16 protein-coding genes and 1 pseudogene are annotated in these 14,260 nt (G+C 62.4%); 7 read left to right on the top strand and 10 right to left on the bottom strand.

Annotation, left to right across the window (positions count from 1 at the left end; genetic code table 11):
• Nucleotides 1–13: 13 nt before the first annotated feature.
• The 3 genes from UYS_RS0203130 to UYS_RS16780 are packed head-to-tail and all read right to left on the bottom strand — an operon-like array spanning nucleotide 14 to nucleotide 3,082.
• A complete protein-coding gene (locus UYS_RS0203130; protein ID WP_016854034.1) occupies nucleotides 14–1,018 on the bottom strand; it encodes a TAXI family TRAP transporter solute-binding subunit in 1,005 nt (334 codons plus the stop codon).
• A gap of 46 nt (nucleotides 1,019–1,064) precedes the next feature.
• Nucleotides 1,065–1,910, bottom strand: a complete 846-nt coding sequence (locus tag UYS_RS0203135; protein ID WP_016854035.1) for a citryl-CoA lyase — start codon at nucleotides 1,908–1,910, stop codon at nucleotides 1,065–1,067.
• Nucleotides 1,907–3,082 (bottom strand): CaiB/BaiF CoA transferase family protein, encoded by a 1,176-nt coding sequence (locus tag UYS_RS16780; protein ID WP_083868071.1) that lies wholly within the window; start codon nucleotides 3,080–3,082, stop codon nucleotides 1,907–1,909. The genes UYS_RS0203135 and UYS_RS16780 overlap by 4 nt, the downstream gene beginning before the upstream one ends.
• A 116-nt stretch (nucleotides 3,083–3,198) precedes the next feature.
• On the opposite strand from UYS_RS16780, the gene UYS_RS17855 reads away from it, so the two are divergent.
• Nucleotides 3,199–3,861, top strand: coding sequence for an IclR family transcriptional regulator (locus tag UYS_RS17855; protein WP_083868072.1), 663 nt, complete (start codon nucleotides 3,199–3,201; stop codon nucleotides 3,859–3,861).
• 125 nt (nucleotides 3,862–3,986) lie between these two features.
• Here UYS_RS17855 and UYS_RS0203150 read toward each other — a convergent pair whose 3' ends face one another.
• From UYS_RS0203150 to UYS_RS18345, 4 genes are all read right to left on the bottom strand, one after another.
• Nucleotides 3,987–5,507 carry a tripartite tricarboxylate transporter permease gene (locus UYS_RS0203150; protein ID WP_016854039.1) on the bottom strand — a complete coding sequence of 507 codons (1,521 nt, stop codon included), beginning with the start codon at nucleotides 5,505–5,507 and terminating at the stop codon, nucleotides 3,987–3,989.
• A complete protein-coding gene (locus tag UYS_RS0203155) occupies nucleotides 5,507–5,959 on the bottom strand; it encodes a tripartite tricarboxylate transporter TctB family protein (protein WP_016854040.1) in 453 nt (150 codons plus the stop codon). The genes UYS_RS0203150 and UYS_RS0203155 overlap by 1 nt, the downstream gene beginning before the upstream one ends.
• Nucleotides 5,956–6,942 carry a Bug family tripartite tricarboxylate transporter substrate binding protein gene (locus UYS_RS0203160; RefSeq protein ID WP_026068314.1) on the bottom strand — a complete coding sequence of 329 codons (987 nt, stop codon included), beginning with the start codon at nucleotides 6,940–6,942 and terminating at the stop codon, nucleotides 5,956–5,958. The genes UYS_RS0203155 and UYS_RS0203160 overlap by 4 nt, the downstream gene beginning before the upstream one ends.
• 361 nt (nucleotides 6,943–7,303) lie before the next feature.
• Nucleotides 7,304–7,477: a hypothetical protein gene (locus tag UYS_RS18345; protein WP_156821526.1), complete on the bottom strand. Its 174-nt coding sequence runs from the start codon at nucleotides 7,475–7,477 to the stop codon at nucleotides 7,304–7,306.
• Nucleotides 7,478–7,825: 348 nt separating this feature from the next.
• On the opposite strand from UYS_RS18345, the pseudogene UYS_RS18350 reads away from it, so the two are divergent.
• Nucleotides 7,826–7,957: pseudogene (locus UYS_RS18350) on the top strand (transposase); the annotation flags it as partial.
• 52 nt (nucleotides 7,958–8,009) lie between these two features.
• On the opposite strand, the gene UYS_RS18725 reads toward UYS_RS18350, so the two are convergent.
• Nucleotides 8,010–8,273 (bottom strand): hypothetical protein, encoded by a 264-nt coding sequence (locus UYS_RS18725; RefSeq protein WP_202802764.1) that lies wholly within the window; start codon nucleotides 8,271–8,273, stop codon nucleotides 8,010–8,012.
• A gap of 273 nt (nucleotides 8,274–8,546) precedes the next feature.
• Here UYS_RS18725 and UYS_RS0203175 point away from each other — a divergent pair, with 273 nt between their 5' ends.
• Entirely contained in the window at nucleotides 8,547–9,563 is a 1,017-nt protein-coding gene (locus UYS_RS0203175; RefSeq protein WP_026068315.1) for an IS30 family transposase, read from the top strand.
• Here UYS_RS0203175 and UYS_RS18355 read toward each other — a convergent pair.
• Nucleotides 9,552–9,977 (bottom strand): hypothetical protein, encoded by a 426-nt coding sequence (locus UYS_RS18355; RefSeq protein WP_156821527.1) that lies wholly within the window; start codon nucleotides 9,975–9,977, stop codon nucleotides 9,552–9,554. The genes UYS_RS0203175 and UYS_RS18355 overlap by 12 nt on opposite strands.
• Before the next feature lie 607 nt (nucleotides 9,978–10,584).
• Here UYS_RS18355 and UYS_RS0203180 point away from each other — a divergent pair.
• Nucleotides 10,585–11,589 carry an aldo/keto reductase gene (locus tag UYS_RS0203180; RefSeq protein WP_016854044.1) on the top strand — a complete coding sequence of 335 codons (1,005 nt, stop codon included), beginning with the start codon at nucleotides 10,585–10,587 and terminating at the stop codon, nucleotides 11,587–11,589.
• A gap of 93 nt (nucleotides 11,590–11,682) precedes the next feature.
• Here the strand turns inward: UYS_RS0203180 and UYS_RS0203185 are convergent, their stop codons facing one another.
• Nucleotides 11,683–12,225: an outer membrane protein gene (locus UYS_RS0203185; protein WP_016854045.1), complete on the bottom strand. Its 543-nt coding sequence runs from the start codon at nucleotides 12,223–12,225 to the stop codon at nucleotides 11,683–11,685.
• A 244-nt stretch (nucleotides 12,226–12,469) separates the two neighbouring features.
• Here UYS_RS0203185 and UYS_RS18635 point away from each other — a divergent pair, with 244 nt between their 5' ends.
• Genes UYS_RS18635 through UYS_RS0203200 form a run of 3 tightly spaced genes read left to right on the top strand, consistent with a single transcriptional unit; the run spans nucleotide 12,470 to nucleotide 14,230 of the window.
• Nucleotides 12,470–12,619: a hypothetical protein gene (locus tag UYS_RS18635; RefSeq protein WP_016854046.1), complete on the top strand. Its 150-nt coding sequence runs from the start codon at nucleotides 12,470–12,472 to the stop codon at nucleotides 12,617–12,619.
• Nucleotides 12,619–13,353: a metal ABC transporter ATP-binding protein gene (locus UYS_RS0203195; protein WP_016854047.1), complete on the top strand. Its 735-nt coding sequence runs from the start codon at nucleotides 12,619–12,621 to the stop codon at nucleotides 13,351–13,353. Before UYS_RS18635 ends, UYS_RS0203195 begins: the two co-directional genes overlap by 1 nt.
• Nucleotides 13,337–14,230 (top strand): metal ABC transporter permease, encoded by an 894-nt coding sequence (locus UYS_RS0203200; RefSeq protein WP_016854048.1) that lies wholly within the window; start codon nucleotides 13,337–13,339, stop codon nucleotides 14,228–14,230. The genes UYS_RS0203195 and UYS_RS0203200 overlap by 17 nt, the downstream gene beginning before the upstream one ends.
• Nucleotides 14,231–14,260 lie beyond the last annotated feature (30 nt).

The raw sequence follows: 14,260 nt of genomic DNA on the forward strand, positions 1-14,260 counted from the left end.
CCCGGGGCCAGTGTTATTCGATCAGACCGATCTCGCGGAAGTAGCGTGCCGCCCCTGGATGCATATCGGCGGTCAAGCCTGAAGCTGCTTCGTTCAGGCGCAGCAGGTTCAGGGCACTGCTGGTCTTCTTGATCTCGTCCAGATTGCCCCAGAGAGATTTGGTCAGTTCATAGGCGGTATCGTCATCTATGTCGGCATCGACGACGAACATGTAGGGGAAGCTCCAGAAGTGGATGTCGCTCTCCGCACTGACACGCCCCTGATAGGCCTCCTCGATTTCCTCGGCGGTGATCCTTTTCAGGCGATAGTGTTCACCGGCCGTGATGTGCTCGCGGAAGGCCTGCATGTGAGTCTCATCCGGTGAGATGAATTGCAGATCCATGGTGCGGGAAGCATTGTCGATGGCCGCCTGGGGCAGACCGCCCCACACGAAGGTACCGTCCAGGCGATTATTGGCCATCTGATTGAAGGCATCACTGTAATCGATGAACTGGGTATCCACGTCCTCCCCAGGGCTCATGTCATAAGCTTCAAGGAAGGCGCTGGAAACGCGCCCAGCATTGCCGCCCGGGCGACCGATGGCGAGGCTGTGGCCTGCCAGATCGTCGAAGCCTTCGATACCGGCATCCGCGCGTACCACGTACTGGCCGGCACTGGTGCTGATGGCGAACAGGCTCTTGAAGTTCTGATAGGCACTGGTATAGCGCTCCGGGTCCTCACTGAAGTTGCCCTTTCCCTCTACCGCATCGAGGTAATGAGGGGCGCCAATGACGGTAACGTCTACGCGCGAGGCCGCCAGTTGCCGAAGTCCCTTGACGCTTCCGTTATCCACCACCGTCAAACGCAGACCACCTTCGGCATCGGCCAGTTGGTTCGACCAGGCCACCGCCAGCGCATAGTCGTCAGAGGTCTGAGAGGTAGCGCTGACGACCAGGTCTTCGGCAACGGCGCTGGCACTAGCCAGGCATGAGGTGATAGCGGTGAAGGCAACCAAATGTTTGAAAGAATTGTTGTACATGATGTCATCTCCGTTTCGAGGATGGCGTGCTACGTTTGTTAGCAACCTAAGCTGACGTTTCGGGGATCGCGTCGCCGACGCGGCGGGGAGGGTGGCCGTCGTAGTGCCACAGCCATCCTTTGGGCATAGGCCCCTTGTTGCGTCCTCCCTGACACTTCTGCTCCCAGGCGTGGGCGAGGATGCCCACGGAGCGGGACAGACAGAACAGCCCTCTGGCCAGCGGTGCGGGAAATGCCAGTTCGGCATAGATCGCCGCCGTGGCCCCATCGATATTCAGCGGGATCGGTTTCCCTTTCGCTTCTGCCAGCTGGCGTTCGATCTCGCGGGCGATAGCGGCATAGCGACCATCGACCTCATGACGTTCGGCCGCCTCATCGATCAACTGCAAAAGACGTGGTGCTCGCGGGTCGACGGGGTGAAAGCGGTGCCCGAAACCAGGCACGATCTTGCCGTGGCGCTCACGCCAGGCGTTCAGCTCCGCTTCTGTGGCCTCGACCAAGGGCATGCCGCCTGAGAGGCGCTTCTCGATAGACTGATAGAGCTCTACTGCCTGCTCACCTGCGCCACCATGGACGTCGTCGAGCACGTTGACGGCCGAGGCCATCGCGTTGTTGAGGCTGCTGCCACAGGTCATGGCCATGCGCGCGATGGCGATGCTCGGCGCCTGTGGACCATGGTCCACTGCGCTCATCAGGGCCGCCTCCAGCAAAGTCGACTGGGCCTGAGTCGGTAGTTCGCCGCGGGTCATCAACCAGATCATCTCGGCGAAACCAATGCGGCCGATCAGCGCTTCGATGGGATAGCCGCGATAGCGGATCTCCCCGGGCTTCATATCGATGATCTCGGTGTGCCACCACTCCGCGGCCTGGGTATCGAGAGAATCCTGGGTCATGCGTCTGACTCCTCAACGTGATTGGTGGTGCGCGGCCCGAACCAGCGATCATTGTCGGCGCCCAGCAAGGGCGGGGGCGTCGGTACGCGAGGGGCCTGGCCATCAAACCGGTAACCGCCGCTCACGATCTCAAGAGGGCGGCCAATGCCGGCCTCGTCGAAGCGCTCGATCAGCCCCCTATCGCGAACCTGAGGATGGTTGAGTGCTTCCTCGACGCTGTAGACAGGCCCGGCAGGCACGCCCGCAGCCACGAGGGCGTGCCACCAGTGTTCGGTGGTGTTCTCGCTCAAGGCGGACTCGATCAGATCCTTCAGTTCTTGACGATGTTCGAGCCGCGCCTGACGCTCGGCGAAACGCGGGTCCTCAATCCACTCCGGATGCTGTAGCAACCGGCTCAGAGCCTCGAACTGTTCCTGCTTGTTGGCGGCGATATTGAGCAGGCCATCACCGGTGCGGAAGGTCCCCGAAGGACTGGCGGTGACGTTGTCATTACCGATCGGGGCCGGGGCGCGATCTGCCACTAGCAAGTTGGAGACCGCCCACCCCATGGTCGCGAGCACGGACTCGAGCATCGAGACATCGATAAACCTGGCCTGGCGTTCTTTCTCTGCCAAAGCGGCATTGATCGCCATGGCTGCCGTCAGCCCTCCAATGGTATCGGCCAGCGGATAACCAACCCGGTAAGGCGAATGCTCGGCGTCCCCTGTCACGCTCATCACTCCCGCCATGCCCTGAATGATCTGGTCATAGGCGGGAAAGGTGGATAGCGGGCCGTCTTGCCCAAACCCGGAAATGGCACAGTAGACGAGGCGAGGGTTAACTTCCTTGAGCTTGTCGAACTCGAGACCTAGCCGTGCCATCACACCAGGCCGAAAGTTTTCCACCAGCACGTCGGCGTCCTTGACCAAGCTGATGAATTTCTCGCGGTCCTCAGACTGTTTCAGATCCAGGGTGACGGATCCCTTGCCCGCGTTCTGTGCCAGGAAGGACACGCCCATATGCTCGCGATTCAGCTCGGCATCAGCACCCAGTTGCCTGGCCAGATCTCCTCCACCGGGACGTTCTACCTTGATCACCTCGGCGCCCAGGTGGGCCAGCTGGTGACAGCAGAATGGCCCCGCCAGGACATTTGTCAGGTCGAGGACCCGGTAGCCCTTGAGCGGCATTGACATGTTGTTGCCTCCAATAGAACCTGTTTCCTCAGGGAGAATAGTTAGCCCTTGGCAGTGTTGCAACCTGGTTTCGCCTGTCGCAACATCATCCTTTGGTCGCACACTATGGAGGCACCGTGGCCCAACGACGTGTAGAGGCGGTAGAGCGAGCACTCTCTCTGCTGGAAGCCTTCAATGAACAACGCCGTGAGTTTTCACTGACAGAACTGTCCCAAGCGACTGGTTATTACAAAAGCACTATCTTGCGCCTCATGGCGTCTCTGGAGGTGTTTGGATTCGTGGTTCGGGATGAGCGCGGGATCTACCGCATTGGGCCCGCATGCGCGCGCCTGGCCCCCTTGGCCGGGGAAGGTGTGCGGCTCGAGGGCTTGGTACGTCCGGTACTCGAGGCATTGCGCGATGCCAGCGGCGAAACGGCATCTTTCTATATCCGCGACGACGATGAACGAGTGTGCCTGTATAGGGAGAATGGGCGACACGAGGTTCGCCACCATCTGGAGCAGGGCGCGCGTCTTCCCCTGGACCGAGGAGCCGCGGCACGCGTGTTACGAGGTGATGGTGAGCCCGGTAACGTCCAGGTATCGAGGGGCGAACGAGAGCCCTCGGTGGCAGCCGCCGCCATCGCTATTCGTCGTCCTAATGGGGAACTGTTGGGTGCCCTGGCACTTTCCGGGCCTCGCGAGCGCTTTACCGAAGCGCTGGAGCAACATCGCAACGTCTTGAGAGAGAAAGCAGAAGAGCTAGAGGCTCATCTTCCGCATGGGCCCGTCACCTTCTAACACTGGTCTGCGGAGTGTGTCTGATACACGTCGGGAAGCTCGATACTGCCTTTACCTGGCATACCAAGGCCCGGCTCAGGGTGGAACCCCTAAACCGGGCGTTACTGCATATCGTCAAGCATCAATCAGCCTTCGCTGACGGTCTTCGTCTCGGATGCCATCCGGCGTCTCAAGAGAGGCCCCATGATGTAAGGCAGGATCAGTCCCAGTCCGGCGAACACCCACAGGCCGATGGCGAGGCCGCTGTCCCACAGGATGGTCCAGTCGCCGCTGGAGATGTCCATCGCGTGGCGCAGATTCTTCTCCATCTCCGGTCCCAGCAGCAGGCCGAGGATGATCGGCACCAGCGGAATCTCCAGCTTGCGCAGTACATATCCCGCCACGCCGAAGGCCACCATGAAGTAGAGGTCAAAAGCCGAGTTGCTGATCGAGTAGATGCCGACGAAGGCCACCATGGTGACGATCGGCAGCAGGAACATCGGCGGAACTGAGAGCAGCTTGACGAAGATGCCCACCAGCGGGATGTTCAGCACCAGCAGCAGGAAGTTGCCGATCAGCAGCGCCGCGATCACGCCCCAGACGATATCGGCGTTCTGGGTGAACATTAGCGGCCCGGGGGTGATGTTAAGCGAGATCAGCAACGCCAGCAGCACCGCAGTGGTACCGCTCCCCGGCACGCCGAGGGTCAGCATCGGCACCAGCGCGCCGGAGGAGGCACCGTTGTTGCCCGCCTCGGGGCCGGCCACGCCGCGCGGATCGCCCTCGCCGAAGTAGCCCTTCTTGCCGACCATCTTCTTCTCGAGGGTGTAGCCGATAAAGCTGCCCAGGGAAGCCCCGGCACCCGGCAGTACCCCTGCGATGAACCCCAGCACGCCGCCGCGGATGCTTGACGGCATGATGCCGCGGATGTCGGACCACTTCAGCGACAGCTTGTTGACGGTCATCTTCTCCTTGCCGCCGCCGGCCTTGTCCTCGATGAAGAACAAGAGCTCGGAGATGGCGAACAGACCGACAATGGCGATGATGAAGTCGACGCCCTCGTAGAGCTCCAGCACGCCGAAGGTGTAGCGCTGCACGCCAGTGTTGTCGATGCCCATCGTGGAAATCATCAGGCCCAGGCAGGCGGCCACCACGGTCTTCATGGGGTTCTTGCCGGTAATGCCGCCGAGGGTGGCGAAGGCCAGCAGGAACAGCGCGAAGTACTCGGCCGGGCCGAAGGAGAGCGCGAAGTCGGCGAGAATTGGCGCCACCAGGATGAGCCCCACGGTGGCGATCAGGCTGCCCATGAAGGAGGCCATAGCGGAGATCGCCAGCGCCTCGGCGGCCTTGCCTTTCTTGGCCATGGGATAGCCGTCGAGACAGGTCATCATCGCCGGCTCGTCGCCGGGGATGTTGAGCAGGATCGAGGAGATACGCCCGCCGTACATGGCCCCCGCATAGACCGAGGTGAGCATGATCAGGGCAGTCTCCGGCGCGAGTCCTAAGGTGAAGGCCAGCGGGATCAGGATCGCCACGCCGTTGGATGGACCGAGCCCCGGCAGGGCCCCGATCAGGGTGCCGAGGAAGGCGCCGAACAGGGCGAACATCAAGTTATGCGGCGCCAGGGCGACGCCGAAGCCGTCGATCAGGTAACCCAAGGTTTCCATCAGTTCACCTCCAGGACAGACAGCGGCCCCAGTGGCAGCGCCAGGTCGAGGGCGAAGTTGAAGATCAGAAACACCACCACGCCGGCCACGCCACCGGTGACATAGGCCCGGACCGGGGGGGCGCCCATGCGCCAGCACAGCGTGCCCACCGCCAGCAGGGTGCTGAGGATGAAGCCGAGCGGCTGCAGCAGCGCGGTGTAGACGATCAGCACCGCCACAGCGATCAGCAGCTCGGCGCCGGTGCGGCTCCAGGGCCAGGCGTTATCCGGGTCGGGACGCACGATCAGATAGAGGCTGGACAGCGCCAGCACGACGGAAAGCAGCAGCGGGAAGGTCTCGGGGCCGACGCCCTCGGACCCGCCGAACGGTTCGGGAAACTGGGTAGCACCCCAGCCGTACGCGACGGCCAGGGCGATCAACAGGACCCCGAAGATGCGGTCGTTGAAGGTCATTCCTGAATCAGCCCGATATCCTTGGAGAGGGTCTCAATATCGTCAATCTGTTCCTTGACGAACTGCTCGAACTCACCGGCGCTCATGTGGAACGGCATCAGGCCGTTGCTGGCCATCACGTCCTTCCATTCCTCACTCGTGTACAGGCTGTCCATGGCATCCATCCAGTACTGCTTGGCGTCGTCGGAGACGTCGGCCGGCATGTAGAAGCCGCGCCAGTTCGGACCGATGGCGTCGATGCCCTGCTCGCGGGCGGTGGGGATGTCGCTGTACTCGCCCGGCAGGCGCTCCTCGGAGAGCACGGCCAGGACCCGCAGGTCACCGGATTCCAGGAAGCCCTGGGCCTCGGAGATGTCGCCGGTGAAAGCATTGACATGCCCACCGACCACCTGGGTCATGGCCTCACCACCGCCGGTATAGGAGAGGTACTTGATGTGTGGCAGATCCGAGATCCCGGCTTCCTGGGCCATCATTAACACCTTGAGATGGTCCCAGCCGCCCTTCGAACTGCCACCGGCGAAGGTGACAGCCTGAGGATCGTTTTGCAGCGCATCCACCACATCCTGCAAGGACTGGTAAGGCGCGTCGTCGGCCACCGCGATGATGCCGTAATCCGCTCCCAGAGCACCGATCCAGTTGACCATCTCGGCATCTAGGCCCTGGAACTGTCCCTGAGCCAGGCGGGTGGTCGTGGCGGTAGAGGCGGCAACCAGCAATTGGTCGTCCCCCTCACGCTTGCTGACCACGTGAGCATAGGCCACGCCGCCGCTAGCCCCCGGCATGTTGACGGTTTGTACGCTGCGCGGCACCAGTTCCAGGTCTTCCATCACCGTGCCGACACTCCGGCAAGTGAAGTCCCAGCCACCGCCAGGATCGGCAGGTGCCAGGCACTCCACCTTGCCTTCCGGTTCGAAAGCATGGGCTTGGGTGACGCTGGCAGCAGCGAGGGATGCAGCGATGAGGAGGCGTCGAGCAGTTGTCATGGTGTTACCTCAAGCGTTTCAGTTTCTCTTGTTAGAACTTGTTGCGTCTGGGGAAACTAGGTATGTAATGGGTGTCCGTCAAGACGCCAGCACAAAAAACTCGACCAAAGTCGAGCAACTTGACTGTGTCCCGCATGCGGGACTTTCAAACGACGAACGGCGCCGCGAGGGGCGCCGTGTAGCGGATGGCTAGACACTCTCGAGGTACTTGATCACGCCCTCGCGGCCACATTGGCCCCAATGGCGCATATCAGCAGACAGTTGTGGGGGCTTCCCCACCTAGTTGGACCCCAGCCGTCAGGCGTTGACCCCGGGGCAGGGGCAGCCAATGACGCGGGGAAAAGACCGATGAACCGCAACGTCAGGAGGCTTCTTCACCCGCCGCTGAAAGGTGCATGTCTTGCGTGCTGGGAAGCGGTAACTCCGAGCTGAAGCGCTCCAGATGACGTATCTGGTCATCGGTCAGCTCGATCTTCTGCTCGCGTGTGGTCCGCTCGAGGCGCAGGAGACGCTCATGGACAGGTAATTCGGGCATGAAAAAGCCCACCCTTCTTTCAAGGGTGGGCTGATCGTGTCTGGTCCCGCCATGGGGATCACATGGAGTCGAGCAGTTCCTGCCGGTGGCGTCCGACCGTCTTGATCGATACCTCATGGGCCTCTGCGTGTGCACGCGCCATGGCCTCTGAGCTGGCCCAGACACCTCTTGCCTTTCGTGCGCCTCCTAATACGACAGGGCGCCCCGAGCGTGACGTGCCCAGGAGCTCCTCTCGCCGGTCATCGGGCCTCGTTGCTTCACTGCTCATGTTGGTCTCCCTCAGAGGTTGGGTTGTTGGCGTCTTGACCATCAGCATACCTATCAAGCGGAAGATGTCCCAGTGTGAGGTTTCTAGGGCTGGTTCCCAGCGAGCACAGTAGTGGCTCACGTCGCCGGCAGGGGGCGATCACGCTGACAGGTAACAGCCACGCTCGGCGAATGCTGGTGGAATCGGCGTGGAGCTATCGCTTCCCGGCGCGCCAGACGATGCATTTAAAGCGCAAAGCGGCCAATGCGCCGGAGGACCTGGCGCTTAGAAGAGTGCTTCCAATTCTTCACGTTGGGCGATATGTTTTTCAGTATTCTTCTCGATCAGCTTTTTCAAGTTGATCAGTTTCCAGCGCACGGCGGAGAGGTCGGCAGCTTGTGGGCGGTCAATGGCGGTAAAGTCCGGACTGCCGCTATGCAGAGTCAGCAGGAAGCGTTTGGTGTCTTCATCGAGACGGGATCGGATATCCGCAATGAGCCGAGTGCGGGTTTCCTGTAATTCGTCAAGGCTGACTAGAATCTTCGTCATGCCTTCGAATTCTTGTGCATAGGGCCGGGCAATATCGATGAAGTCTGGATTTAGTAGTTCATGCGCGGGGCGCGATGATCAAGCGACTATAGACTCGAAGAAAGTACGGTAACAGGTCGTCGCTCATGCCTTCATCTTCGTAGAGAAGTATCACACTGATAGCATGTCACGCGGATGCATGGCGCTCATCAGCTGTCTGCTTTTTGCTTCCAAATGGGCTTGGCCGCAAATTCTGAGTGCAACACCTGACCGAATCGGTAAGGTGTTGTACCCATGTCATATTCTGAACTCTGCATCGAAGAACGTGCGACGATCCAAGTCAGCCTCGCGCAGGGCTTGAGCATCAGGAAGGTGGCAGCTCTGCTCGAGCGGTCTCCGTCGACGATCAGCCGAGAGATACGCCGCAATGGAGCGTCCGATGGCAGATATCGTGTGTCGCATGCGCAACAGCGTCGCCAGGATCGCCGGACAGTCTGTCGGCCAAGGCGCAAGCTGCTTCCTGGAAGTCCACGCTTCGTCTTGATTCAGCACATGCTGCGTCAGCGCTTGTCCCCCGAGCAGATCAGCGGCAAGCTCAAGCATATGAATATCCCTGACCTCCGAGACGCCTACGTCTGCCGTGAAACGATCTACAACGCCATCTATGCGTTGCCCGTCGGCGAGCTACGAAAAGAGTTGATCCACTGCCTGCGGCAAGGAAAATCGACTCGCAAGCCGCGGCGTGGGCAAGTCGACCGGCGCAACCAGATCCCTGATATGGTCAGCATTCACCTCCGCCCTCCCGAGGTGGAGAAACGTGAATTCCCAGGGCATTGGGAAGGTGACCTGATCAAAGGCAAGGGCAATGCATCGGCTATCGGTACCCTTGTGGAACTGAAAAGCGGTTATCTGATCTTGGCCAAGATGCACGATGCGACCGCTACCTCTGCCGTGGAAGGCTTTAGCGCTGCGCTGAACCGCATGCCGTTGGCTGCACGGAAGAGCATGACGTATGACCAGGGGCGCGAAATGACGCAGCACGCACAGATCACCCAGAATACCGGTGTTGCCATCTATTTCTGTGATCCGCATAGCCCGTGGCAAAGAGGTGCCAACGAAAATATCAATGGGCTCATACGGCAGTACTTGCCCAAGGGAACGGATCTATCGGTCTACAGCCAGCAAGAACTGGATGAGATAGCGCTTGAGCTCAACATGCGCCCGCGGAAGCGGTTCGACTTCAAATGTCCCATTGAAATGATGAGTGAACTGATGGCGCAGTACCATGATGCTCCGTCATCAATGCATTGACGGTGTTGCACTCAGAACCTGCATCCGCCCATCTTCACCTTTAATAGATTCAATTATATCCGGCTCAACAGCAATATCTCTCAGAGAGCGTAAGACAGACTCTCCAATGGAACCCGGAAGACGCGCCATTGTTTTAGAAAATTCTCCACCCACCCCTAGCGAAAAAAAGCCCTCTCCCAAGCAAGGAAACTTCTTAGGCAGCGTACTATAGGTACTAACATCGGTAGTCTGACCTTTAAACCCGATTTTAATATCACCTATGTCATGAAACACCCCATTCTTGTCGTGGAGCGACAAATGAAACATGGTAATGTAGGAATAATCATTCCAAAGATCAATCTTAAGGTAGGCAGTTTCTCTACCACCTGAAGGCACCCATTCACTCTTTGATAAAACACAAAACTCCATTAGCACTATACCTCCAAAAAAAACCTAAAACCTGCCAGGTTCAAAAAATCAAACCAACCATTCGTCAAAATGCCCGGCACTCAACCAACACCTTTTGACCTCTTCTATCAAACAACAAGCACAGATAAAAAATAAATCCCATGGATTACAAGACAACTATTATGCCAGCGGCATCCACCTGCCTTTAAGGATAAAGACCCAAAAAGCATTGGCACAACTATAAAAGCATAACTCACCACTGTCGCATATCCATGTCCACCAACGTTTCCATGGACCCTTGACGCAGCGCAACATTAAAAGGGCGGCTAGCGTAAAGCCCCGGCAAGGCACGAGGTAGAAATAAAGAATGAGGGAAAAAAACGCGGGGCACACCATCGGCGTGCCCCGCATTATCAGGCAACGGCCAAGCTGTTAGAAGGTGTAGAAGCCCCCCAGCGGTAACCATATCGAGTTTGCCGATCTCGTCAGCCTCGAGGCCGTAGACCGGGTCGGTGCAGGAATCATCGTGGGCCATGCCGCGGCGCTCGCCGAGTGGATCCACCGGGCCTGAGCCGGCATGATTCCCTCTTCCGCTTTGCCCTCTCTCTCAGCCACACCCCCACGAGGAGTCTCCATGTCGACCGTGTTCGCTCGCCTCAAGGACGTCGCTTCGCCCCGCATCGGCCTGGGCGCCATGAACCTCTCCCACGGTTACGGCAGCCCGATGCCGGAGCCCGAGGCGGTGCGCGCCCTGCAGGCGGCCGTCGACATGGGCTATCGCCACGTCGATACCGCGACCCTCTACGGGGCCACGGCCAACGAGTCGCTGGTGGGCAAGGCGCTGGCGAGCCGGCGCGACGAGATCCTGCTGGCCAGCAAGTGCGGCATGGCCATCGATCCCGAGCAGGGCAAGAAAGTGATCGACGGCCGTCCGGCGACGCTGCGCCGGCAGTGCGAGGCGAGCCTCGGGCGGCTGGGCACCGACCATCTGGACCTCTACTACCTGCATCGCTGGGACAAGCGCGTGCCGATCGAGGAGAGCGTGGGCGAGCTGGGGCGCCTGGTGGAGGAAGGCAAGATCGGCGGCGTCGGCCTGTCAGAGGTGTCCGCCGCGACCCTGCGCCGGGCCCGGGCCGAGCACCCCATCGCCGCGGTGCAGTCGGAGTACTCGCTGTGGACGCGCAACCCGGAGATCGGGCTGATCGCGGCGTGTCGCGAGGCAAACACGGCGATGGTGGCGTTCAGCCCGCTGGGCCGGGGCTTCCTGTCCGGCGCGGTGGAAGACCCGGCGCGCCTGGAGGAGAGCGACATGCGCCGCAGCATGCCGCGCTTCAGCGCCGAGCATTTTCCGCACAACCTCCGCCTGCTGGACGACCTCAAGGACGTGGCGAGGGAGCTGGACACCACCTCCGGCCAGCTGGCCCTGGCCTGGCTGCTGGCCAAGGGCGACGACATCCTCCCCATCCCCGGCTCGCGCTCCGTCGCGCACATGCGCGAGAACCTGGCGGCGGCATCGCTGCGCCTGGACGCCGCGACCGTCGCCCGGCTGGACACCCTGCTGACGCCCGACCAAGTGCAGGGCGGCCGCTACGGCGAGGCCGCCCAGGCGGACGTCGACACCGAGGAATTCGGCGCCTGACGGAGCCCGGCCCGGGTACAGCAAGTGGAAACAAAAACGCGGGGCACGCCATCGGCGCGCCCCGCGTCATTCGGCAACGGCGGCGCGGTCAGGTCAGAAGGTGTAGACGACGCCGGCGGTGACCATGTCGATATCGCCGATCTCGTCGGCATCGAGGCGTTCCACCTCCACGCGGCCGGTGAGGTCGAGCAGTTCGAAGCGCGCGCCCAGGCCGTAGACCGGGTCGGTGCCGGAGTAGTCGCGGGTCAGGCCGCGGCCGCGACGCTCGGCGTCCCAGTCGGCCAGGCCGGCCTTGGCGTAGACGCCCAGCGGGCCGAAGCTCATCCCGGCCACGCCCATGGCCTCGAAGGCCTCCACGTCCAGCGTGCCGGAGCGGCCGTCCACCTCGCCGTTCAGGCTGTCGCCGTTGACGTAGCCGAGCTCGGCGCCCAGGTCGAGGAACGGCAGCCAGCCGACGTTGTAGCCGGCGGTCAGCTTATACATGTCGGCTTCGTCGTCGAAGTCGTGATCGCCGTGCATCTGGCCCAGGCCGCCGCCCAGGTAGAGGCCGGTGGCGAAGGCGGGCGCGGCGGTCACGGCCAGGCCGGTGGCCAGGGTGGCGGCGAGCAGGGAGCGCAGGGGCGTCTTGCGGGACATATCTCTCGATTCCTTTCGACACGGGATGGGGCGCGTAGTGTAGCGCGCCGGCCGCCGCCGGGTCAGGTCGCGGGGGGTGCGGTGTCCGCCGCCCGTGGCGGGCCCGGGGCGGCGCCAGGTTGCCAGGATTCAGGAGCCCGGCGCCGCGCAGGCATCGATGCCGCGCCAGTCGCGGGATGCGGCGCTGGCGAGCCCCTCTAGTGTTATGTTATAACGCATGCCACTTTCGCGGAGATGTATCACCATGGCGCATCGCTCCCATCGCCATCGCCCCGAAGGGCCCTGCCATTTCTCGCTGATGTCGCTGTCCGCCCCGCGCCGGCTGCTGCTGGTCGCGGCCCCGCTGGCGTTCCTGTGGCTGGCGGTGGCCTGGGCCACGGGAGGCTTCGCCTGATGGCACGCCTGCAACTGCACGACCTTCAACTCGCCCGCGGCGGCCAGACGGTGCTCGAGCACCTCGACGGCCGCTTCCAGGACGGCGCGGTGACCGCGCTGATCGGCGCCAACGGCGCCGGCAAGAGCACCCTGATCGCCGCCATCATGGGCATGCTGACGCCGGTGTCAGGCCGCGTCGAGAGCCAGGTACCCAAGGAACGCCGCGCCTGGCTGCCCCAGCAGCTGGCCCTCGATCTGTCCTTCCCGATGAGCGTGGAGGAGCTGATCATGAGCGGCACCTGGCCCAGCCACGGCGCCTTCAAGGGCTACTGCGGCCCGCACTATCGCCGTGGCCGCGAGATCATGGCCCGCCTGGGCATCTCGCACCTGGCCCACCGCCAGCTCGGCGAGCTCTCCGGCGGCCAGCGCCAGCGCGCGCTGATCGGCCGCACCCTGATGCAGGAGGCCGAGCTGCTGCTGCTCGACGAACCCTTCGCCAACGTCGACGCCGAGACCGTCGAGGTGCTGATGGACGTGCTGCGCGACATGGCCGCCAAGGGCGCCACCCTGATCGTGGTGCTGCACGACATGGAGCAGCTCTCGCGCCTGGCCGACGACGTGCTGATGCTCTCCGGCGGCCACGGCCGCTGGGTCAGCCCCGAGGCGCTGCTGGAGTACAACGCCGGCCAGCCGGCCCGCGCCCCGCGCCTGCCCTTCGATTTCCCCGAGGTCTCCCATGCTGGCTCTGCTTGACGCCTGGCTCGCCGCTCCCTTCGACTACGGCTTCATGAAGCGCGCCCTGGTGGCGGGCATGGCGCTGTCGCTGGCCGCGCCGCCGCTGGGCGTGTTCCTGATGCTGCGGGGCATGAGCCTGATCGGCGATGCCATGTCCCACGCCATCCTGCCCGGCGTGGCGCTGGGCTTTTTGTTCGCCGGCTTCTCGCTGCCGATGATGAGCCTCGGCGGCATCCTCTCGGGGGTCCTGGTGGCGGTGATGGCCGGCAGCGTGTCGCAGATGACCGGCCACCGCGAGGACTCGGCGATGGCCAGTTTCTTCCTGATCTCGCTGGCCGCGGGGGTGATGATGGTGTCGCTGGGCGGCAGCAGCGTCGACCTGACCCACGTGCTGTTCGGCTCGATCCTGGCCGTGGACTCCACCGCGCTGCTGCTGATCACCGGCATCGCCAGCCTGATCGTGGTGTCGCTGGCGGTGATCTTCCGCGCCCTGGTGGTGGAATGCCTGGACCCGCTGTTCCTGCGCGGCCAGGGCGTGCGCGGCGGCCTGGTGCACGGCCTCTTCCTCGGGCTGGTGGTGCTCAACCTCACCGCCGGCTTCCAGACGCTGGGCACCCTGATGGCGGTGGGCCTGATGATGCTGCCGGCCACTACCGCGCGCTTCTGGAGCAATCGCCTGGAGGGCCTGATCGTCATCGCCATCGGCGTGGCCATGGTGGCCAGCGCCGGCGGCCTGCTGCTGTCGTATCATCTGAGCCTGCCCTCCGGCCCGGCGATCATCCTGATGGCCGGCGTGGCCTACGTGGCCTCGGCCCTGTTCGGCCGCCAGCACAGCCTCACCGCCCGCTATCGCCGGCGCGCCGCGCCGCTGAACGCGCCGACCGCCGACCACTGACGCCTCGCCCGTCTCTTTCCCTGCCACGGA

The organism is Halomonas smyrnensis AAD6, assembly GCF_000265245.1.
In the GTDB taxonomy this organism is placed as follows: Bacteria; Pseudomonadota; Gammaproteobacteria; order Pseudomonadales; family Halomonadaceae; genus Halomonas; species Halomonas smyrnensis.

Excerpts from the sequence above, each read along its gene's own strand:
- UYS_RS0203195 (WP_016854047.1), top strand. The coding sequence starts at position 12,619 with ATGGCACGCCTGCAACTGCACGACCTTCAACTCGCCCGCGGCGGCCAG.
- UYS_RS0203200 (WP_016854048.1), top strand. The coding sequence starts at position 13,337 with ATGCTGGCTCTGCTTGACGCCTGGCTCGCCGCTCCCTTCGACTACGGC.
- UYS_RS18635 (WP_016854046.1), top strand. The coding sequence starts at position 12,470 with ATGGCGCATCGCTCCCATCGCCATCGCCCCGAAGGGCCCTGCCATTTC.
- UYS_RS0203155 (WP_016854040.1), bottom strand. The coding sequence starts at position 5,959 with ATGACCTTCAACGACCGCATCTTCGGGGTCCTGTTGATCGCCCTGGCC.
- UYS_RS0203135 (WP_016854035.1), bottom strand. The coding sequence starts at position 1,910 with ATGACCCAGGATTCTCTCGATACCCAGGCCGCGGAGTGGTGGCACACC.
- UYS_RS0203130 (WP_016854034.1), bottom strand. The coding sequence starts at position 1,018 with ATGTACAACAATTCTTTCAAACATTTGGTTGCCTTCACCGCTATCACC.
- UYS_RS0203180 (WP_016854044.1), top strand. The coding sequence starts at position 10,585 with ATGTCGACCGTGTTCGCTCGCCTCAAGGACGTCGCTTCGCCCCGCATC.
- UYS_RS18725 (WP_202802764.1), bottom strand. The coding sequence starts at position 8,273 with ATGACGAAGATTCTAGTCAGCCTTGACGAATTACAGGAAACCCGCACT.
- UYS_RS16780 (WP_083868071.1), bottom strand. The coding sequence starts at position 3,082 with ATGTCAATGCCGCTCAAGGGCTACCGGGTCCTCGACCTGACAAATGTC.
- UYS_RS0203175 (WP_026068315.1), top strand. The coding sequence starts at position 8,547 with ATGTCATATTCTGAACTCTGCATCGAAGAACGTGCGACGATCCAAGTC.
- UYS_RS0203160 (WP_026068314.1), bottom strand. The coding sequence starts at position 6,942 with ATGACAACTGCTCGACGCCTCCTCATCGCTGCATCCCTCGCTGCTGCC.
- UYS_RS0203150 (WP_016854039.1), bottom strand. The coding sequence starts at position 5,507 with ATGGAAACCTTGGGTTACCTGATCGACGGCTTCGGCGTCGCCCTGGCG.
- UYS_RS0203185 (WP_016854045.1), bottom strand. The coding sequence starts at position 12,225 with ATGTCCCGCAAGACGCCCCTGCGCTCCCTGCTCGCCGCCACCCTGGCC.
- UYS_RS18345 (WP_156821526.1), bottom strand. The coding sequence starts at position 7,477 with ATGCCCGAATTACCTGTCCATGAGCGTCTCCTGCGCCTCGAGCGGACC.